19 protein-coding genes are annotated in these 19370 nt (G+C 57.6%); 2 read left to right on the forward strand and 17 right to left on the reverse strand.

Annotated features, from left to right (window positions below; all coding sequences use genetic code 11):
- Nucleotides 1–4: 4 nt before the first annotated feature.
- The 12 genes from argS to LDN04_RS13715 form a co-directional block, all read right to left on the reverse strand.
- A complete protein-coding gene (gene argS / locus LDN04_RS13660) occupies nt 5–1687 on the reverse strand; it encodes an arginine--tRNA ligase (RefSeq protein WP_223911647.1) in 1683 nt (560 codons plus the stop codon).
- The gene (locus LDN04_RS13665) at nt 1687–1848 is read right to left on the reverse strand and encodes a hypothetical protein (protein ID WP_223911650.1); all 162 of its coding nucleotides are present in this window, start codon (nt 1846–1848) and stop codon (nt 1687–1689) included. Before LDN04_RS13665 ends, argS begins: the two co-directional genes overlap by 1 nt.
- A gap of 253 nt (nt 1849–2101) precedes the next feature.
- On the reverse strand, nt 2102–2455 hold the full coding sequence (locus LDN04_RS13670) for a septum formation initiator family protein (RefSeq protein WP_223911653.1): 354 nt from the start codon (nt 2453–2455) through the stop codon (nt 2102–2104).
- A gap of 11 nt (nt 2456–2466) precedes the next feature.
- Nucleotides 2467–3408 (reverse strand): UDP-glucuronic acid decarboxylase family protein, encoded by a 942-nt coding sequence (locus LDN04_RS13675; RefSeq protein WP_223911655.1) that lies wholly within the window; start codon nt 3406–3408, stop codon nt 2467–2469.
- A gap of 2 nt (nt 3409–3410) precedes the next feature.
- Entirely contained in the window at nt 3411–4763 is a 1353-nt protein-coding gene (locus tag LDN04_RS13680) for a UDP-glucose/GDP-mannose dehydrogenase family protein (RefSeq protein ID WP_223911657.1), read from the reverse strand.
- A gap of 65 nt (nt 4764–4828) precedes the next feature.
- The gene (rsmA, locus tag LDN04_RS13685; protein WP_223911659.1) at nt 4829–5656 is read right to left on the reverse strand and encodes a 16S rRNA (adenine(1518)-N(6)/adenine(1519)-N(6))-dimethyltransferase RsmA; all 828 of its coding nucleotides are present in this window, start codon (nt 5654–5656) and stop codon (nt 4829–4831) included.
- Nucleotides 5653–6684 carry a tRNA (adenosine(37)-N6)-threonylcarbamoyltransferase complex transferase subunit TsaD gene (gene tsaD, locus LDN04_RS13690; RefSeq protein ID WP_223911661.1) on the reverse strand — a complete coding sequence of 344 codons (1032 nt, stop codon included), beginning with the start codon at nt 6682–6684 and terminating at the stop codon, nt 5653–5655. The genes rsmA and tsaD overlap by 4 nt, the downstream gene beginning before the upstream one ends.
- 228 nt (nt 6685–6912) lie before the next feature.
- Nucleotides 6913–8229 (reverse strand): PhoH family protein, encoded by a 1317-nt coding sequence (locus LDN04_RS13695; protein WP_223911663.1) that lies wholly within the window; start codon nt 8227–8229, stop codon nt 6913–6915.
- Nucleotides 8230–8251: 22 nt separating this feature from the next.
- On the reverse strand, nt 8252–8518 hold the full coding sequence (locus tag LDN04_RS13700) for a hypothetical protein (RefSeq protein WP_223911665.1): 267 nt from the start codon (nt 8516–8518) through the stop codon (nt 8252–8254).
- A 14-nt stretch (nt 8519–8532) separates the two neighbouring features.
- Nucleotides 8533–9675 (reverse strand): aminotransferase class V-fold PLP-dependent enzyme, encoded by a 1143-nt coding sequence (locus tag LDN04_RS13705; protein WP_223911667.1) that lies wholly within the window; start codon nt 9673–9675, stop codon nt 8533–8535.
- Nucleotides 9676–9745: 70 nt separating this feature from the next.
- On the reverse strand, nt 9746–10867 hold the full coding sequence (locus LDN04_RS13710; RefSeq protein ID WP_223911669.1) for a right-handed parallel beta-helix repeat-containing protein: 1122 nt from the start codon (nt 10865–10867) through the stop codon (nt 9746–9748).
- A gap of 57 nt (nt 10868–10924) precedes the next feature.
- Complete coding sequence (locus LDN04_RS13715; RefSeq protein WP_223911672.1) at nt 10925–11992, reverse strand: sensor domain-containing diguanylate cyclase; 1068 nt, start codon at nt 11990–11992, stop codon at nt 10925–10927.
- 257 nt (nt 11993–12249) lie between these two features.
- Here LDN04_RS13715 and LDN04_RS13720 point away from each other — a divergent pair, with 257 nt between their 5' ends.
- Nucleotides 12250–14475 carry a vitamin B12-dependent ribonucleotide reductase gene (locus LDN04_RS13720; RefSeq protein WP_223911675.1) on the forward strand — a complete coding sequence of 742 codons (2226 nt, stop codon included), beginning with the start codon at nt 12250–12252 and terminating at the stop codon, nt 14473–14475.
- A 181-nt stretch (nt 14476–14656) separates the two neighbouring features.
- Here the strand turns inward: LDN04_RS13720 and LDN04_RS13725 are convergent, their stop codons facing one another.
- Nucleotides 14657–16588 carry a PAS domain-containing sensor histidine kinase gene (locus tag LDN04_RS13725; RefSeq protein WP_223911678.1) on the reverse strand — a complete coding sequence of 644 codons (1932 nt, stop codon included), beginning with the start codon at nt 16586–16588 and terminating at the stop codon, nt 14657–14659.
- Nucleotides 16589–16831: 243 nt separating this feature from the next.
- On the opposite strand from LDN04_RS13725, the gene LDN04_RS13730 reads away from it, so the two are divergent.
- A complete protein-coding gene (locus LDN04_RS13730; RefSeq protein WP_223911681.1) occupies nt 16832–17047 on the forward strand; it encodes a hypothetical protein in 216 nt (71 codons plus the stop codon).
- Nucleotides 17048–17119: 72 nt separating this feature from the next.
- Here the strand turns inward: LDN04_RS13730 and LDN04_RS13735 are convergent, their stop codons facing one another.
- The 4 genes from LDN04_RS13735 to LDN04_RS13750 all read right to left on the reverse strand — a co-directional run bounded on the left by LDN04_RS13735 (nt 17120) and on the right by LDN04_RS13750 (nt 19289).
- Entirely contained in the window at nt 17120–17461 is a 342-nt protein-coding gene (locus LDN04_RS13735; RefSeq protein WP_223911684.1) for a hypothetical protein, read from the reverse strand.
- A gap of 48 nt (nt 17462–17509) precedes the next feature.
- Nucleotides 17510–18010, reverse strand: a complete 501-nt coding sequence (locus LDN04_RS13740) for a GIY-YIG nuclease family protein (RefSeq protein ID WP_223911687.1) — start codon at nt 18008–18010, stop codon at nt 17510–17512.
- Nucleotides 18011–18109: 99 nt separating this feature from the next.
- Nucleotides 18110–18757: a hypothetical protein gene (locus tag LDN04_RS13745; RefSeq protein WP_223911690.1), complete on the reverse strand. Its 648-nt coding sequence runs from the start codon at nt 18755–18757 to the stop codon at nt 18110–18112.
- A gap of 361 nt (nt 18758–19118) precedes the next feature.
- Nucleotides 19119–19289, reverse strand: coding sequence for a hypothetical protein (locus LDN04_RS13750; protein WP_223911693.1), 171 nt, complete (start codon nt 19287–19289; stop codon nt 19119–19121).
- Nucleotides 19290–19370: the final 81 nt, after the last annotated feature.

Here is a 19370-nt window from a genome sequence, read left to right on the forward strand (position 1 = left end):
CTGACTACATTTTTTCCGGGGCAGATATGCCGAGGATGGTAAGTGCATTACGAAGAGTCTGTCGGATACAGTGGAGAAGGAACAGACGGGCAATGGTCAGTTCACTGTCTTCGGTAATCACCCGGTTCTTGTTGTAGAACGTATGGAACTGACCCGCCAGTTCCTGAAGATAGTAAGTTATGCGGTGGGGCTCGAAATTCTGGGCGCTCCCCTCCACCGTTTCCGGAAACTGGTCGAGAAGCTTGAGGATCGCCATCTCTTCGGAGGTGGAGAGACGGGACAGATCGACCTTCTCCGCCTCCGGCAGGGCATACCCCTTCTCAGCAGCATTCTCGAAAATGCTGCAAATCCGCGCATGGGCATACTGCACATAATAGACGGGGTTATCGAGGGTCTGCTGCTTCGCCAGGTCGATATCGAAAACCAGCTGGGAATCGGGTTTGCGCATCACGAAGAAATAGCGGGTAGCGTCACGCCCCACCTCGTCGATGAGGTCGCGAAGGGTGACGTAACTCCCTGCCCGCTTGGATATCTTGACCTCCTCGCCGCCCCGCATGACCGTCACCATCTGGTGGAGCACATACTCCGGCCACCCTTGGGGAATCCCCGCGTCCAGCGCCTGAAGGCCGGCCCGTACACGGGTTATGGTACTGTGATGGTCAGCACCCTGCTCGTTAATGACCCGACTGAATCCCCGTTCCCACTTCCCCAAATGGTAGGCGACGTCGGGAACAAAATAGGTATAGCCGCCGTCAGCCTTGCGCATCACCCGGTCTTTGTCGTCGCCGAAGTCGGTAGTGCGGAGCCAGAGTGCGCCGTCCTGTTCGTAGGTATGCCCTTTGGCAATAAGGCGCTGAACAACCCCTTCGACCTTCCCCGTGGAGTAGAGCTCAGACTCCAGGGAATAAACGTCGAAATGGACATCGAAGGCAGTGAGATCCTGATCTTGTTCGCGACGCAGACAGGCGACGGCAAAGCGGCGGATGGCATCCAACTCTTGGGGATCGCCGTCGGCCGTGACGTGCTGGTCGTCGGCGTCTACCGTTTCCCGTGCGAGGTAGGAGCGAGCCACATCCCGGATGTAATCCCCCTGGTACCCGTCAGTGGGCCAGCGGGGATCGTCCGGCTCTATCCCGAGACAGCGTGCCTGCACCGAGAGAGCGAGGTTGCTGATCTGCTGTCCCGCGTCGTTGTAATAGAACTCGCGGGTAACATCCCAGCCGGTGGCGGCAAGCAGCCGGCAGATAGTATCGCCGATGGCAGCCCCCCGACCGTGGCCAATATGAAGGGGTCCGGTCGGATTGGCACTGACGAACTCAACCTGGGCCTTTTTCCCCGCACCGCTTTGGCTCTTGCCATAGTCGCTACCGGCGGCGTCAAGAGGCAAAAGAGTCCGACGCCAGGCATCGTCCTTGAGATGGAAATTGATAAAACCGGGACCGGCAATCTCCACCCGAACAAAGAGGTCGGCCGCAGCCAGGCGTGGCATCAGAGCTTCCGCTACGGCACGTGGAGCTTTCCTCTCCCCCTTTGCCAACTGCATCGCCACGTTAGTGGCAAAATCACCATGCTCGGCGTGGGCCGGGGTCTCTATCACTATCGCCGGCAGCTGTCCGGACTGGAGCGTGCCGTCTGCCATGCACTCTTCCAACACCTTTCCGACCAGCTCGCGCACTACATTTCGCATCATTCCTCCTGCTTCTTCTGTTCTGCCGTATCGCTCTCAACCTTCAAGGATATGTCGCGGGTAAAATCGGGACAGTGGACGCCACCATCGGGAACGCAGAATTTCTTGGCGCAGTTCTCCCGCCAGGCACATATCGCGCAAAATTGTCGTTTATCGCTCATGGGCTCACCGTTTCGTGCTTGTCTACCTATTGTTTGAAACTGCAACAAGCTCTCACCACGGAGGACACGAAGGTCTACAGAGAGCATGCAAAATCATTTTCATACTGCACAGATACCTAATCGGAAATGTAGCGGTACCCCTTGCGGGTAACCGATTGGACGGATGCAAGACCCACCCTGCCGTTAAGATGTGTAGCTACCAGAGCAATAACCTTAAGGGTATCTCTGTTCCGTGCTCCTACGTCCTCCGTGGTTAACGCTTGGTTACCGGAGGCGCGGCCGCAGGAGCCGCCTTGACAGACGACACAGCACCTGCTTTCGGATCGGCTTTCTCCTGGGTCGGGAACTGGTAGATGATCTCGTTTGGCCGTACCAGACCGAAGTCACGCCGGGCGATGCTTTCCAGATAGCGGCGGTCGGACTGCAACGCCTCGATTTCCCGCCGGAGACGGTCATTTTCGGCCTTCAGCTCCGTCACCCGCTTCTCCATCTCCTGCTTGTCCTTGGAGAGGTGATATATCCGCAACAGGCCGCGCTCGCCGAACACGGTGAAAAAAAGGATGAACAGGATGACACCGGCCGGGATGATATACATCCGCTTGCGCATGGGGACCCCGCTCAGGACTTCGCCCCCTTCAGGAGTGCGGCAAAATAGTCGATGGTCTGCTTCAGCCCCGTCTCCACGTCAACCGCCGGGCTCCAACCGAGCCGGCTGCCGGCCAGACTGATGTCGGGTTGACGCTGCTGGGGATCGTCGGCAGGAAGGGGTTTGAAAACGATCTTCGAGCGGGAACCGGTTAGCCTGATGATCCGTTCGGCAAACTCCAGAATGGTGGTCTCGGCAGGGTTCCCCAAGTTGACCGGGCCGATAAAGCCTTCACACTCCATCATCCTGACCATCCCCTCCACCAGGTCGTCAACGAAGCAGAAGGAACGGGTCTGCTCCCCCCGGCCGTAAACAGTCAGATCCTCCCCCTTAAGTGCCTGGACAATGAAGTTGGAGACGACCCGCCCGTCGTTTATGGCCATGCGCGGCCCGTAGGTATTAAAGATGCGGATGATGCGGACGTCCACACCGTTCTGGCGGTGATAGTCCATCATCAGAGTCTCGGCCACCCTCTTCCCCTCGTCGTAGCAACTCCTGAACCCGATGGGGTTGACATTCCCCCAGTATTCCTCAGTCTGGGGATGGACCTGGGGATCACCGTATACTTCGGAAGTGGAGGCCTGGAGGATTCTCGCCCTGACCCGCTTCGCCAGCCCAAGCATGTGGATGACGCCGAGGACGCTCGTCTTGATGGTTTTCACCGGATTGTACTGGTAATGGATCGGCGAAGCCGGACAGGCCAGGTTGTAGATCCGATCGACCTCCAGCAGAATCGGCTGGGTGATGTCGTGACGAATCAGCTCGAACCGCGGCTCCCCCAGAAGATGGGCGACATTGCACTTGGTCCCGGTAAAGAAATTGTCGAGACAGAGAACGTCATGCCCCTCCCGCACAAGTCGCTGGCAGAGATGGGAGCCGATAAAACCGGCGCCGCCGGTAACGAGAACACGCATGGCTATTTACCTTCCGGGGACACACCATTGCGCCCCAGCGGGATGTAGCGGAAGCCGGCATCGCGCATCCTGCCGAGCTTGTAAAGATTGCGGCCGTCGATGATGAACGGCTCTTTGAGCTCGGCCTTTATCCGGTCGAAATCGGGATTGCGGTACTCGCTCCAGTCTGTGACGATTACGAGAACGTCCGCATCCGTCAGAATCTCGTACTGGTTAGTGCTGTAGGTAATCCTGTCGCCAAACTGCTTCTTCGCCTCCTTCAGCGCTTCCGGATCGTGGGCACGCACCGTGGCCCCTTGGGTAAGCAGGTTTTCAATGATGGTGATCGCCGGCGCCTCCCGCATGTCATCGGTTCGCGGCTTGAACGAAAGCCCCCAGCAGGCCACGGTGCGCCCTGCCAGCGGCCGGTCCTTGGCGGGATCGCCGAGTAATTGCAGCACCTTGTGGGAAAGGACCTGTTTCTGCCGCTCGTTCACCTCCTCCACCGCCTTGAGAAGGAGAAAATCGTAATCGTTTTCTTCAGCGGTCCTGATAAGCGCCTTCACATCCTTGGGGAAGCAGGAGCCGCCATAGCCGGGACCGGGGAAGAGAAAGTCGTAGCCGATGCGGGAATCGGATCCGATCCCCTCTCGGACAGCCGCCACGTCGGCACCCATCCGCTCGCAGAGGAGCGCAACCTGGTTCATGAAGGAAATCCGGGTGGCGAGCATGGCGTTGGCCGCGTATTTGGTCATCTCGGCGCTCCGGATGTCCATGACGATCAACCGGTTATGCTTGCGCATGAACGGCTCGTAGAGCTCCTTCATCAGCTCGGCGGTCCGGACGTTGTCCGTGCCGATCACAACCCGGTCCGGTTTCATGAAATCCTCGATGGCCGCCCCCTCCTTGAGGAATTCAGGATTGGAAACCACGTCGAACTCCAGGGAGGTTCCCCGCTTGTTCAGCTCTTCCTGCAGAGCGGCACTGACCTTGTCGGCAGTCCCCACCGGCACCGTCGACTTGTCGACGACGATCTTGAAGCTTTCCATATTGCGGCCGATCTCGCGGGCCACGGCCAGAACGTACTGGAGATCGGCCGAACCATCCTCACCCGGCGGGGTACCGACGGCAATGAAATTGATAAGTGAGCTTTTCACCGCCTGGGAGACATCGGTGGTAAAGGAAAGTCGTCCTTCCGCCTGATTGCGGAGCACCAGTTCCTTGAGCCCCGGCTCGTAGATGGGAATTACACCCTGTTTCAACCCCTCGATCTTGGCCTGGTCCACATCGACGGCGACAACGGTATTGCCGCTCTCGGCAAAACAGGCAGCAGCCACCAGACCGACGTAGCCAGCACCGAAAACACATATTTTCATGGGATCCTCCCGATTGTAATCAAGCGCATTTTATACCACAAAGCGGGGCTCGCATGCCACCCTTTTCACAGCTTTACGGCCGTTTCCATGGCATTCGCAAGACGGGCGAACTCCTCCAGGGAAAGGGTTTCACCGCGCCTCCCCGGCTCGATACCGCAACCGGCGAGAACTCCACGCAACTGCTTTTCCTCCGCCACGAACTGGGCGGCTTTCAGGCAATTCCAGAGGGTTTTGCGCCGCTGGCTGAAGGCTGCCTTCACCACAAGCCGGAACAGCGCTTCGTCCCCTACGGCAACCCGGGGTTCGGGAAGCGGTATGAGCCGCAGGACGACCGAATCGACCTTGGGTGCCGGGAAAAAAGAGCCCGGCTTGACGAGAAATACCCGGCTGATATCGAAATGGAGCTGGCAGAGGACCGAAAGGACCCCGTATTCCTTGCAGTCTGGGGGCGCAGCCAGACGTTCCCCTACTTCCCTCTGGAGCATGAGCACGAGACGGGAAAAGAGCTGGCGGTGCTCCATGAACTGGAACAGAACGGGGGTGGAAATGTTGTAGGGGAGATTGGCGGCAACTTTCCAGCGCCCCCCCCAGCGGGTACGGAGCAGGTCGGACAGATCGGTCCGAAGAATATCCGCCTCCACGATCTCTACCGTTCCGCTGGTGGCAAATTCCCGGCGCAGGAGCGGCACTAGCTGCCGATCAAGCTCCACCGCCACTACCCGGGCTGCCTGGGCGGCAAGAAGACGTGTCAGCGCCCCCTGACCCGGCCCGACTTCCAGCACATGGTCATCCGGGGCAAGCCCCACCGTATCCACGATGCGGGCAAGGACGTTCCGGTCGGTGAGGAAATTCTGTCCGAGAGCCTTTTTGGGCCGTATCCGCTCCATCGTCACCTCGCCGCCAAATGAGCCGTAATGCTGTCGAGGGGCCAGACGGCCAGGGCGTCAAGCCCCAGACCACTCTCCATACCGTGTTCCAGATAGTAATCGGCCGGAACGGCCAGCATGGCGGCATTGTCAGCACAGAGCGCCGGCGTGGGAATATGCAGTTCAATGCCACGTTCGTCGGCAAGACAGCCCATCTCGCGTCGCAGGGCGCTGTTGCATGCCACCCCTCCGGCAACCACCAGCCGATTGCAGCCGGAACCCATTAATGCCGCGGAAGTCTTGGCGACGAGAACATCACAGACGGCGGCCTGAAAGGAAGCACAGAGATCGGGGAGCCGCGGGTCATCGGGGCCGCTCAAGGGGAATTTCTGCAGATGGGTCAGAACCGCCGTTTTGAGCCCGCTGAAACTGAAATTGCAGCTCCCGTCATGCAGGAGGGGCCGGGGAAACTTGACGGCAGCCGGATCACCATCAACCGCCAGACGGTCAATGAGCGCACCGCCGGGATAGGAAAAACCGAGGAGCTTGGCTACCTTGTCGAACGCCTCGCCGGCCGCGTCGTCGATGGTCTGCCCCAGGGTCCGGTAGCGGCCGAAGCCGTCCACCCGGTAGAGATGGGAATGCCCGCCGGAGACCACGAGCGCCAGAAAGGGAAACTCCACCGGTCGTTCCAGAAAGGAGGCAAACAGGTGCCCTTCGATGTGGTTGATGCCAACCAGGGGGAGCCGGTTGGCGAACGCCAGAGCCTTGGCGGTGGAGAGCCCCACCAGCAACGCACCCGCCAGTCCCGGACCCTGGGTCGCCGCCACCCCCCCCAGATCGGAAAACCAGACACCTGCCTGGTGGAGCGCCTGCTCCACCACCGGGACCACAGCCTCCAGATGTCGGCGAGACGCGATCTCCGGCACCACCCCGCCGTATTCGGCATGGACGGCTATCTGGGAGGCAACCACGGAAGAGAGTACCGTCCTCCCATCCCGCACCACCGCGGCGGCGGTCTCATCGCAGGAAGATTCTATGGCAAGCAAGAGCATAAAAAAAGCCGTTCAGTTCAAGGTTCAAGGTTCGAGGTTAAAAAAAGGCGGGGCGCTCAGCACGCCCCATTCATCCGCTAGATTTCTTATTGGATTTAAGACTTCGCACAAAACGCGATTTTTGGCCAAGGTCAAGGCGGGCAAGGATTTGGGCGGAGGCGTACTGGAGGTACGCCGCACAACCAAATACGCAGCCCAACGCAGAGATTGGGCAAAAGGCGCGTTTTGTTACAGGAGGTTGGCGGCGAGTTCGGCGAGGTCCGACCTCTCCCCCTTCATCATCGTCACATGCCCCGCAATGGCCTGTTCCTTGAAGCGCTCCACCACGTAGGTGAGGCCGTTGCTGGAAGAGTCGACGTAGGGGTTGTCGATCTGGTACGGGTCACCGGTCAAAACGATTTTGGTTCCTTCGCCGGCCCGCGTGACGATGGTCTTGATCTCATGGGGCGTCAGGTTCTGAGCCTCGTCCACGATCATGAACTGATTCGGGATGGAGCGACCCCGGATGTAGGTCAGGGGCTCGATTTCCATGAGCCCCATGGCCATAAGCTCCTTGTATCCCTTGCTGTGGCGTTTCTCCCCTTCGTGTCCCGTGAGAAGCAGCTCCACGTTGTCGAAGATTGGCTGCATCCAGGGGGTGAGCTTTTCCTCGATGTCCCCGGGGAGAAACCCCAGGTCCCTTCCCATGGGGAACACCGGCCGGGAAACGAGCAACCGGTTGAAGATATTTTCTTCGGCGGTCTTCTGGAGACCGGCGGCGATTGCCAGGAGGGTCTTGCCGGTTCCCGCCTTCCCCACCAGGGTCACCAGTTTGACGTTGTCATCAAGAAGCGCGTCCAGGGCAAATGCCTGCTCGCGGTTGCGGGGATGGATGCTCCAGATACCTTCCCTGCCGACCTTGCGAAGCGGCACGAGTCGATGCTGGCCGGCATCGTAGCGGCCGATGGCGGTATGGGAAGCATTCAGGGCATCCCGCAGGGTGACAAACTGGTTGGGCAGGTAGTCTCCCTCGAGTTCCGCCCACCCCTGTCCGTGAAAGCGGTCGATCAGGTCGGGTTCCGCATCCTGTTCCACAAAACCCGGATAGAGCTCCTCGATGGCCACTTTGTCCGATTCGTAGTCTTCCGCCACCAGTCCGATCGCATCGGCCTTGATGCGCAGATTGGTATCCTTGGTGACGAAGATAACCGGCAGATCAGGGTTGCGTTCCTTGACATCTACCGCAACCGCGAGAATGCGGTTGTCCCCCCGCTCTTCCCGCAGTTCGGGCGGCAGGCGCTTCATGACCCGCTCTTCGTAGATCTCAACCCGCAGGCTGCCACCGCTCTCCAGGGTAAGCCCTTCGGCAAGGGAGCCCTTCTTCCGGAGATCGTCGAGATAACGGGAGACCTGCCGGGCGTTGCGGCCGGTCTCGTTCATGTCCTTCTTGAACCGGTCGATCTCCTCGATGACAGTGATGGGGATGATGATGTTGTTTTCCTGGAATCGGAACAGCGCCTGCGGATCATAGAGCAGTACATTGGTGTCGAGCACGAAGTTTTTCATCGGTACCTTTCTTCGGTGGGAATCAGCGGTCGGAAAAATGGAGTTGCAGTCCCTGGCTGGTGGCCAGGATCTTGATATAGATCAGACGATCTTTGTACTGACCTTCGAGAACGACCTCACCCTCCCGGTTGAGGGCGGCAAGCACACTTTCCGGTGACTCCTTGATGGTGTAATAGTTGTAGATACCGGTCTTGTAAAGTTCATCCTTGGTGACCGGCCGTTCCGGCGGCAGCGAACACCCGGCGAACAGCATCAGGAAACAGAGCAGCGCAAGTACTCCCTTTCTCATCCCTTCCCCCTTGTTTATCGTTTTACGATGGTATGCAGCGCCTGCAGGAACAGGTCGATATCCCGGGCGGTGGTGAACCAGCCGGGACTTACCCGTACGGTCCCCTCCGGGTAGGTGCCGATGGTCTGGTGGGCCAGGGGAGCACAGTGAAGCCCGACCCTGACGCTGATGTCGTAGTCCCGGTCAAGGTGAAATCCGAGCTGGGACGGGTCGCGACCGGCAACGGTAAAGGAGACGACACTCCCCCTGCGCTCCGGGTCGGCAGGACCGTACAGGGTGACACCGGGAATCGTACCGAGTCCCGCGACAAGCTGGGCGACCCGGGCCATCTCTGCCGAACGGATGGCCCCCCGCCCGGTGGTTTCAATGAATTCGATGCCGGCCAGCAGCCCGGCGATCCCGGGGGTGTTGAGGGTGCCGCTTTCCAGCCGTTCAGGCATGGCGGCCGGCTGATCAAGCCCGCTGGAGTGGCCACCGGTCCCCCCCACCAGGAGAGGTGTCAGCTCGATCCCCGTAGCAACATACAAAAACCCTGTCCCTTGGGGGCCAAGCAAACCCTTGTGCCCAGGTGCCGCCAGGAGATCGACAGCCATTTCCTTTACGTCAATCGGCAACGACCCGGCACTCTGGGCAGCATCCACCAGAAGGAACACACCGGCCCCCCTTGTAATGGCGCCGATTTCGGCCAGCGGCTGTATGGTCCCCGTGACATTAGAGCAATGGGAAAGCGCAACCAGACGGGTCGCGGAGCGCAAGGCATCGGCAACCTGCCTGCTGTCGATGTAGCCGCTCCCGTCGGCCTTCAGCCAGGTAACGTCTACCCCCAGCTGTTCCGCCAAGTGCAAAGGCCGGGCCAGGGAGTTGTGCTCCATGGTGGTGGTTACGACGTGGTCGCCCGGTCGGAGCAGGCCGGTCACCGCCAGATTGAGTGATTCGGTTGCGCTGTGGGTAAAGACGATACGTTCCGAATCCCCGGCACCGATCAGCGCGGCAAGCGCTTCCCGCGCACGGAAGATCAACCGGCCCGCCTCAAGGCCGCGGCGGTATCCACCCCTGCCGGGGCCAACCCCTATTTCGCGGAAGGCGTGATCGACAGCCTGATAGACCGTATCTGGTTTGGGAAAGGAGGTGGCAGCGTTGTCAAGGTAGACCGACATAGGGCAAAACTACCATGTTGGGGGCCAATTGGCAACCGCTTTCGGGATATGTCCGCCGTTGCCGCAGTGGTCAAAGACCGGTGGTGGCACTCTCCGTCAGGTAGGGAATAAACCTTACCTTGCCACGGCTCCCATCCTGGTGCCCTCCGTAAATACGCTGGCCGATGCCGCTCGCCGGCACCCCGCCCCACCAGTTACCCAGAGCGGTGAAGTCGTCGCTGCCGTCATTGCAGAGATCGTACTCGCCGTTGGCACCGAGACTGTTTCCCCAGGCAACGCTGCCGCCGTCGGTCACCCGGAGACCGGCCTTGCCGTTACGGGAAATTTCGTTGCCGTTGACTTTCATCCTGGACCTGTCGAGGAACAGACCGTCGCCGGCGTTCTTTTCAATCCGGCTGGCGGCAATCCCCCCTTCGCAGGAAGTCAGCCGCAGACCGCTGCCGTTATCCGCGAAGCTGCTGCCAGTCACCCTGAGACGGCATCCGTCGGCGACAAGCCCCGTCTCCCCATTGCCGGAGAACGTGGTCCCGGAGAGAAAGAGTGAGGTGCCGGCAGCAACGACCCCTCGGCGGTTTCCGGTAAAACCGGCCTCCCGAAGGTCGACCTCGCTTTCTCTCAGCACCATCCCCGTAACGCAATCACTCGCTCCGCCGCCGCTAATGACGGCGGAACTGTCCTTGAACTCGGCTCCGGTGCCACAGGTGGTAAACCGGACATGCTTCAGGGTCAGACTGGAAAACAAGACCTCGCAACCGGTCACAGCTCCTTCCACCCGGCAGTGCTCCAGGAGATTTTTCTTTTCACTGGCCAGAAGCACGATACCGTCCCAGTCACCGGCGACGGCGCCGTCATATGCGGAAGTGAAAAGTACCGGCTTCTCCTTGCTGCCGTTGGCCAAAATGCGTCCACGTACGAGAAGTGCGGCGCCTCCCCCAACGGTGCCATCCGCACGGCGGAACCTGACGACGGTTCCCGGTTCGACGGTCAGGGTTGCCTGGGGAGCGATGGTGACTCCCCCCTCGACGAGCACCTCGCCACGCCAGGTGGTGTCTTCGGCCAGCACCTGGTCCCGATAGCTGAAGACGGGTGTCCGGGCGGATACCGTGCGCTGCGGTGCGGCGGCTGCCGCCACAACGATCCACAACCCCAGAATTAAAACAACCGGCAGCAGCCGGCAGAAGATTACTCTCACAATTTGTCCCATTGGCTTGTCACGTTAGACCACAAAAGATGCGTACAGGTGAACCTATCAGGACTGCGTACCGTCCCCATCTGCCTGCTCATAGTATACCCGGTTTTTCCCTTCTCCCTTTGCCCGGTAGAGCAATGCATCGACCTTATTGAACAACTTGTCCCGGCCGCTGCCGTTTTCAGGACAGGCGACCACACCGACACTGACCGTCACGCCATGGCTGGCAATCCCCTTGAGCGCCGTCACCGTCTCCCGTTCGATCCGCTCCCGGAGCCTTTCAGCCACCTGGATTGCGCTCTCCAGCTTCGTTTCCGGCAACAACACGATGAACTCCTCGCCACCGTAACGAAATGCGAAGTCGACCCGGCGCAGAGTCATGGTGATGATCTCGCCGATGGCGGCCAGGACAAGATCGCCGCAGGCATGGCCGTAGGTGTCGTTGAATTTCTTGAAATCATCCACGTCGAGCATGATCAGGGAAAGCGGTTTCTGGTAGCGCTTGGCCCGTCCCAGCTCCTGGGGGAACTGCTGCTGGAAATAGCGGTGGTTGTGAAGGCCGGTCAACGCATCGGTGATGGCCATCAGCTTGGTCCGGTTGTGGAGCTTTGCATTGTAGATGGCCATGGCTGCAAATGAGGAGAGTACGGAGAGAAGATTGAGCTTTTCCCGGTCGAACATGCGGGGGACAAAATCGTCCAGATAGAGCACCCCGACGGTCCGTTTCTGGATCACCAGCGGCACACAGATGAGGGACCTGATCCCTTCGTTGAGGGCGATGGGATTATTGAAGAACGGCGTATCGAGGGTGTCCTCGATGAAGAGTATCTCGCCGGCCGAGAGCACTTTTTGCGTAAGCCCCCCCGGGCTCACATCCCAGCGCTCCGTCTTGATGAAATTTGCCGACAGGCCTGCATGGGCATGGAGGGACAGCTCCATCTTCCGGTCATCGTAAAGGGCAACACTGCCGGCCGGCGTCTCGGCAAAACGCATGGCGCTCGTCAGGATGGCCTGCAACACCGTATCGAGATCAAGGGTCGAAACGACGGCCCGGGCCACCTCAATCAGGTCCTTGAGTGCCTTTACCTGGGCCTCCAGCGAATCCTTGCAGTTGTTGCAGTCGGTCATGACAGTCCTCATCGCATGCAGAATACCACGACGTTTTTAACACAATCGAACCGCATTGTAAATGCAATCTCACGTTCTGGAGCGGTGTTTCACAATTTTGCGAAATCTTATCAAGAAGTTACAACTTTAATCTTAAATCCCTTGACAGGCCATATATGTTGTGGTTAATTTCACAGCGTGCCACAAAATGTTGGGTTAAGGCCCGCTTATATTCAACTGTTATGCACCAATTTCCCGTTTAAGGAGACACGTAAACCATGGGTAAAACAAAGGCAAAGGGAGCGATTCCGGGCTTGACGAAAAACGCACTGACCGTTCTGGAGAAGCGCTATCTGAAACGGGACAAGGAAGGACGTATCCTGGAGACACCGGTGGACATGTTTCGCCGGGTTGCCGAAACCATTGCCTCGGCGGACAGTAGCTTCGACAAGAAAGCCGACGTGGCCGGGCTTGCCGACAAGTTTTACGCCATGATGACTAATTTCGAGTTCCTCCCCAACTCTCCCACCCTCATGAACGCAGGGCGGGAACTGGGTCAGCTCTCCGCCTGCTTCGTCCTGCCGGTGGGGGACTCCATGGAGGAGATCTTCGACGCGGTCAAGTTCACCGCCCTGATCCACAAGTCCGGCGGCGGCACCGGCTTCTCCTTCTCCCGGCTGCGGCCGGCCAACGATCAGGTTCGCTCCACCTCGGGCATCTCCAGCGGCCCCATTTCCTTCATGCGTGTCTTCGATGCCGCCACCGAGACCATCAAGCAGGGGGGCACCCGGCGCGGTGCCAACATGGGAATCCTGCGGGTGGACCACCCGGACATCATGGACTTCATCATGTGCAAGGCGGACCAGCGCCACCTCAACAACTTCAACATCTCCGTCGGCATCACGGAAGCGTTCATGGAGGCGGTGGAGCACGACGCCGATTACACCATCTTCAACCCCCGCAGCAACGAGCCGGCCGGCAGCCTCAACGCCCGCAAGGTCTTCAGCCGCATTGTCAAACAGGCTTGGGAGAACGGCGAGCCGGGGATCATCTTCCTCGACCGGCTCAACAAGGACAATCCCACGCCCCACATCGGCGTCATCGAATCCACCAACCCCTGCGGCGAACAGCCGCTCCTCCCCTACGAATCGTGCAACCTTGGTTCCATCAACCTGGGGAAAATGGTCAAAAACGGCGCAGTTGACTATGACAAGCTGGGGGAGGTCGTCCGGCTCGCCGTGAACTTCCTCGACAACGTCATCGAAGTCAACAACTATCCTCTCCCCCAGATTTCCGAGATGACCCGGGCCAACCGGAAGATCGGTCTCGGCGTCATGGGGTGGGCCGACATGCTCATCCTCCTCGGCATTCCCTATGGCTCCCCCCAGTCCATCGCCCTCGGAGAAAAGTTGATGAAGTTCATCAACGACGAAGGGCACGCCGCCTCCCGCGAGCTGGCCAGGAAGCGGGGCGCCTTCCCCAACTTCAAGAGTTCCCTCTTCGACCGGCCGGGGGAAGCGCCGATCCGGAACGCCACCGTCACCACCATCGCCCCCACGGGGACCATCTCCATCATCGCCAACACGTCTTCCGGCGTCGAGCCGCTCTTTGCGGTCTCCTACGTGCGCCAGGTGCTGGACAAGAACATCCTCGTCGAGGTCAATCCGATGTTCGAGCAGGTGGCCAAAGAGCGGGGCTTCTACTCGGAAGAACTCATGCAGCGGATCGCCGAGCACGGCACCGTCCACGACATCATGGAAATCCCCGAAGACGTGCGCAGGGTATTCGTCACCGCCCACGAAATCACGCCGGAAGAGCACATCGAGATGCAGGCGGCCTTCCAGAAGTACACCGACAACGCCGTCTCCAAAACCGTCAACTTTCCCAACACCGCCACCATCGAGGATGTGGAAAAGGTCTACCGGCTCGCCTACCAGATGGACTGCAAAGGGGTAACCATCTACCGTGACGGTTCCCGGGACGAACAGGTCCTCTCCACCGGCAAGAAGGAAGAGAAAGCTGCACCCGTGCACGAGGACAAGTCGGCCATCAAGCGGGACCGTCCCAAAGCCCTCAAAGGGTGGACCTACCAGATGCAGACCGGCTGTGGCCCGCTCTACGTAACCATCAACGAAGACAGAACCGGCCTCTTCGAACTCTTCACCACCATGGGGAAAGCGGGGGGATGTGCCGCCTCCCAGAGCGAGGCCATCGGCCGGATGGTCTCCCTGGCCTGGCGGAGCGGCGTTCAGGCGCGCCAAGTAGTCAAGCAGCTCCTCGGTATCTCCTGCCACTGCCCGTCGGGCTTCGGTGACAACCGGGTCCTCTCCTGCGCCGACGCCGTCGCCAAGGCGATCCAGGCCCATATGGTCGCCGCCGGGTACGACACCACCCTAGAGCAGGCTGCGCCGGAACGGGGCGCCTGTCCGGAATGCGGTGGGGTGGTTGAGCACGAAGGGGGCTGCGCGGTGTGCCGGGTGTGCGGCTACAGCGAGTGTGCGTAGTACCTAGAAGATGTAACGTTACGTAGTCTCGCAAGATTGTATAAAATAAAGCCCTGCAGATTCGTTTCTGCGGGGCTTTATTTGTGTTTATCGCATAACGTCTCAAGACGCAGAGGCTTGTCCGTCTGCCGCCGCAGTTCTGCTTACATGTGCGGAGGATATGAGCAGCCTTATACAAGCATTAGCCCATCACTCCTTGTAACACGTCCCGCAACACCTCGATGGAATATGGCTTCACCAGATACGCGGAGAAGCCGTAGGAGGCGTAATCGGAGATAACGGGATTGTCGGAGTAGCCACTGGAAACGACGGCTTTGAGGTGAGGGTCGATACCGGGCAGATGCGCCATCATCTCTTCTCCGCCCATCCCCCCTTTGATTGTCAGGTCGAGAATCACCACATCAAAAGGGTTACCAGTGTCTACGGCATCGCGTATCTTGACAATTGCCGTCTCACCATCCTCCGCCACATCCCCCTCGTGACCAAGCAGTCGCAGCATGCTGGAGATAGCAAGGCGGACACTTTCCACATCATCCATCACCAGAATGCGTCCTTTACGGGCAACGTTTGCGGCTGCCGGCAGTGTTTCCTTCCCTCCGGTCCCTTCGTACGCGGGGAGGTAAAAGGAAAAGGTACTACCGCTTCCTTGTTGAGAGCAAGCCTCAAGCGCCCCGCCATGATTCTTCACTATGGCGAAAGCGGTAGCCAACCCGAGTCCGCTTCCTTTCCCCTTGGTGGTGAAGTAGGGGTCAAAGACCCTCGGCAGATGCTGAGGCATGATGCCGGAACCGGAGTCGGAAATATCGACTTTAACGAACCTCCCCCCTTCCTGGAGGATGGGATGAACTGCTGGAGGCAGGGTCACGTTCGTCAGGTCGATCCGTACGCTCCCCCCTTGGGGCATGGCTTCGCCTGCATTCAGGACGATGTTCTGCACCACCTGCGCGATCTGCCCCTCATCGGCGCATACCGGCCATAACCCTTCGACCGACGTGAAACGGCAGTCGGAACGTGCGCCGCTCAAGGCAAAAGTCGCGGCGGTTTCGATTACCGGTGCCAACGCGAGTTCCTTCCTGATCGGCTGTCCCCCTTTCGCAAACGTCAGGAGTTGCGTAGTGAGGTTGATGGACAGCTTCAGGGCCTGCTCGGCCTGCTCCAGGAGGTGGATTCCGTTCTCCCCCCGTTCGTAGCTGGCCCTAGCTGCGGAAATGTTGCCGAAAACGGCTTGAAGCAGGTTGTTGAAGTCATGGGCGATCCCGCCCGCAAGAACTCCCAGGGATTCCATTTTCTGAAGCTTCAGCCGCTCTTCTTCCAACTGCTTCCGTTGGGTGATGTCGGTAGTGACGATGATCGCCAGATGGGGTTCGTCGGTGGCATCACTTATGATGGAGGCACTGGTCATCCCTGAAAAACGGGAACCATCCTTCCTGAGGAGTGCAACCTCCAAATCGACTACGGTTCCGGTGACCATCAGTCCCGCGAAGGCATGACCGGCACGTTCACGGTCCTCGGGTGCGACGAAATCGAACACATTCAGGCCAACGACGTCAGCATCCGGTTCGTAACCGTACAGGGCCAGAGCCTGCCGGTTCGCTATCCTAATATTTCCCGAGGTATCGGTAACAGTAACCGAGTTGGGAGAAATTTCGGTCAGGAGCCGATACCTCTCTTCGCTCTTGCGCAGGGCCTCCTCGCCCATCCTTCGTGCGGTAACGTCACGGAACGACCAGACGCGACCGGCAACCTCACCGTCCATGAGCAGCGGCGCGGAATATCGCTCAAAGATGCGGCTGTCCTTGAAGTGCAACTCGTCCATGTCCTGATCTGCACTGCCGTACAGCAACCGGACCTTGTTCATGAAAGCATCGGGATCGACCAGTTGGGTCAGCACGTAGGCGAGCATTGTCTCGTCGTCAGCAGTATCGATGACAGCTCGTGGAATCCGCCACAGCTCAGCGAACTTCCGGTTGGTGAGCAACGTTCTCCCCTGGGCGTCCACTGCCAGGATTCCGTCAGCGGTGGAGTCAAGAATCACCTGGAGATGGGTTTCACCGCAGCGTAGCAGGACAGCCAACTCGTCGAGCAGTTCATTTTGCGACGGCCCGTCGTTCATTTTGGTGACATTCCTCCCTGTCGGCGCGACGTGCACTTAACCTTAACTTTATGCCAAACGGTGCAGCCGCTGACCTTACGATTATATTGATCAGGCCCAGCGACCCGGTTAGACAAGGACCATACTATTTGAAGAAACCTTTTTCGACGCACTTTTCACGAGTTTCCAGGGTGGCGTCGACCAGTTTTTTCTGCTCGGGCAACATGGCGCTGTAACCAAGTTCTTCTTTTGAGGTAACCTGGTGTGAATGTACTGCTCGAAGCTCACGGCAGTGGGCAGATTTTCACCGATACAGTTGCAGAACTTTTCCCGTCCAACGGCCTTCAAACACTGGTCAGCTTTCTGTTTCCCAACGGCTTGTTGTGCTCTAAGCGTCTTCAGTTCCTGAATCTGCTGCTCAAGCAACCTGATTTTATCCTCCATGTCGTCTTGCGCGTGGAGCGGCGCGGCCAGCAATAAATATCCGAGTATCAGTAGTGGCAATCGTCGTGTCATGGTATATCCTCCAAAGTTGTGATTTGACCCTTTCCTCTACGGCATCCCCCGCCTAATCCAGGTTTCGTATTGGAGAAGCACATTTGCCTTGTCCAGATAGATCAAGAAAGCAGTTCCAAAGCCGCCGCTCAGGGTGGGAATAATGCCAGTCCATAGATTCCTCCAAGAGTTTCGATTTACGGTCATATTCGCTATCCCGAAAGCGAGGGAAGGAGCGAACACCAAAAGAGCCGCATAGGGGTTCATTCCTGTGTGTCCAGAGTTGTTCCCGCGCAAATGTGCAAGCAAGACAACAATTGTCGCGATGCTGCCCAAGCCGGCGATGCATGCGAAATCAGCTATGTTGTATTCTCTTTTGTTCATTTCTTCCATTGCCAACGGGGTGGGCGCTAACTTGACGGTTTTTCGATCAGGTCTAGCGCCTTGTTATTCTTCTTCGTCTAATAAGGCCTCTTCATTTGCTCGGAGAAATGCCTCCAACTCATCTGGTTCTGAATGCAAGATGTCGAATTCACGATCATTTTGTAAAAATATACACATTTCAGAAATTTCTTCATCAGTAAGTTCAAACCACTCCCCACGCACATTCTTCTTTTCGTAGTTATTATGAAAAAAACTCTCCAAGTAAGCAATTTCTCTTCCAAGAAAATCTGCCATGTCTGCTTCAACAGCAAAAATCATTCTTAGTTCAAATGGACATCCAGTTTGATGATCTCTTAAACGCTTACCAAGATCATTCGTAATGCCAATTTTGTAATAGCTATGCGGGAAACATCTGATTACATATAAGTATCTCGGCGCTTCGTTACATTCCAGCAACATTTTGAATTTATCATCCGCCTTTCGCATGTCTTCTTCTGACATATCGCTATAGTCAAACAACTTTGCGATGTTATCGTGATCTTGTTCAGTAAAATCAATCGACATCAGCTTTAACTCCGTAGTTGATGGTGCGTTTAACGGTAGCGGGACGCACCGGCAGAGCGAAGCGTAGACTGTGTGCCGCCGCGTGGTTGGAAGCTGATCTTATTCTCTTCTCATTCCAACGCGGAAAGCACCCCAGTGTTTACCTTTCACAAGAATCGGAGCGGCAAAGTCACAGAGCTTTTGACCGTTATCGCGCTCGTAGCACTGAACAAGCACCTCTCCCTGATTTTTTGCGGCAGCCATACCGAGTTTGTCATTGAAGAATCTCTTCCCCCTATTATTTGCGAAATCCGTCTCCGGGTCTCCGGTTAATGGTTTGGAAAATTTGGAATTATGCGTTGGTAGATAGCCATTCCTGTCCACTGCAATCGCAAAATCTGTACGGAGGTCAGAGGTGAGGATGCTGTCCTCAAAAGATTGGATAGACTTGTCAAGGAAGGAGTCAAAACGGGTTCTGAACTTAAGTGGCGGTGACGGGGAGATTAAAACATAATTCTCATCAAATAAGTCATCGATGGTGATTAGCTTCTCGTCTATAGCTTTGTCCAGAATTTTTTGTAACCCTTTGGCTCCCTTGATTGCTAATTCCCTGCCTACCTCGTCTATACTCTTGATCTCTACTTTGGCAGTCCGGTCATTCTGGTCTACGCGGCCTTCCCCCTCGGTTGGCTTGCTATAGGCAGTGGACGTAGCAAGGATCAGTGACATTAGAAGAGCCATGGTAGAAGCGGCAATGTTTTGTTTCATAATCTTTTTCCTCTTCCTTCCAACGGTGTGGAAGATCACCTGACGGCTTTTGGGTCAGGTAATCTTCCTTGTTGGGCGTTATCTTGGTCGAGTCCGTATGTAATGGTATATTGTCGAATTGCTCAAGTTCCATCTGTTTATTCGTGTTACGGCAATATTCAGTAGGTCGCTGAAGAACCATATACAGGTTTTTATTAGGAGAGTCTATTTCAATTCTCATTTCGATCAGAATTTGCAGTTGTAAAACGATACAATAAAGCCCTGCAGATTCTTTGTCTGCAGGGCTTATTTGTACCACGGACGAGTGTGTAGGAAATAACGGTTGAGTGACAAAACTCCGCAACGATGCGGTGCAAAAAGGTTACCCCTTCCCTTCGCACTCCCCGCACACGACGGCATTCACCGGCAGTTCGCACCCGCACCCCGCGCAGGCGTTGTCCCATTCGGGATGCCCGGCAGCGATGGCCCGCTGCTTCCCTTCCAGCCGTCTCACTTCCGCTTCCATCTCGTCGTTATACTGCGATTCGAACATGCTCCACTCCCCCAGCAAAGGATTTTCACGCCAGTAGCGGCGTCAGGCCGACAGGCCGACCTGCCCTGCTCACTGCCAGCC

It is taken from the genome of Geobacter sp. AOG1 (genome assembly GCF_019972315.1).
Taxonomy (GTDB): Bacteria; Desulfobacterota; Desulfuromonadia; order Geobacterales; family Geobacteraceae; genus Geomobilimonas.

Bases quoted from the DNA above. Each gene is read 5' to 3' on its own strand.
- argS (WP_223911647.1), bottom strand. From the start codon at position 1,687: ATGCGAAATGTAGTGCGCGAGCTGGTCGGAAAGGTGTTGGAAGAGTGC.
- LDN04_RS13665 (WP_223911650.1), bottom strand. From the start codon at position 1,848: ATGAGCGATAAACGACAATTTTGCGCGATATGTGCCTGGCGGGAGAAC.
- LDN04_RS13670 (WP_223911653.1), bottom strand. From the start codon at position 2,455: ATGCGCAAGCGGATGTATATCATCCCGGCCGGTGTCATCCTGTTCATC.
- LDN04_RS13675 (WP_223911655.1), bottom strand. From the start codon at position 3,408: ATGCGTGTTCTCGTTACCGGCGGCGCCGGTTTTATCGGCTCCCATCTC.
- LDN04_RS13680 (WP_223911657.1), bottom strand. From the start codon at position 4,763: ATGAAAATATGTGTTTTCGGTGCTGGCTACGTCGGTCTGGTGGCTGCT.
- tsaD (WP_223911661.1), bottom strand. From the start codon at position 6,684: ATGCTCTTGCTTGCCATAGAATCTTCCTGCGATGAGACCGCCGCCGCG.
- LDN04_RS13695 (WP_223911663.1), bottom strand. From the start codon at position 8,229: ATGAAAAACTTCGTGCTCGACACCAATGTACTGCTCTATGATCCGCAG.
- LDN04_RS13700 (WP_223911665.1), bottom strand. From the start codon at position 8,518: ATGAGAAAGGGAGTACTTGCGCTGCTCTGTTTCCTGATGCTGTTCGCC.
- LDN04_RS13705 (WP_223911667.1), bottom strand. From the start codon at position 9,675: ATGTCGGTCTACCTTGACAACGCTGCCACCTCCTTTCCCAAACCAGAT.
- LDN04_RS13715 (WP_223911672.1), bottom strand. From the start codon at position 11,992: ATGACCGACTGCAACAACTGCAAGGATTCGCTGGAGGCCCAGGTAAAG.
- LDN04_RS13720 (WP_223911675.1), top strand. From the start codon at position 12,250: ATGGGTAAAACAAAGGCAAAGGGAGCGATTCCGGGCTTGACGAAAAAC.
- LDN04_RS13725 (WP_223911678.1), bottom strand. From the start codon at position 16,588: ATGAACGACGGGCCGTCGCAAAATGAACTGCTCGACGAGTTGGCTGTC.
- LDN04_RS13740 (WP_223911687.1), bottom strand. From the start codon at position 18,010: ATGTCGATTGATTTTACTGAACAAGATCACGATAACATCGCAAAGTTG.
- LDN04_RS13745 (WP_223911690.1), bottom strand. From the start codon at position 18,757: ATGAAACAAAACATTGCCGCTTCTACCATGGCTCTTCTAATGTCACTG.
- LDN04_RS13750 (WP_223911693.1), bottom strand. From the start codon at position 19,289: ATGTTCGAATCGCAGTATAACGACGAGATGGAAGCGGAAGTGAGACGG.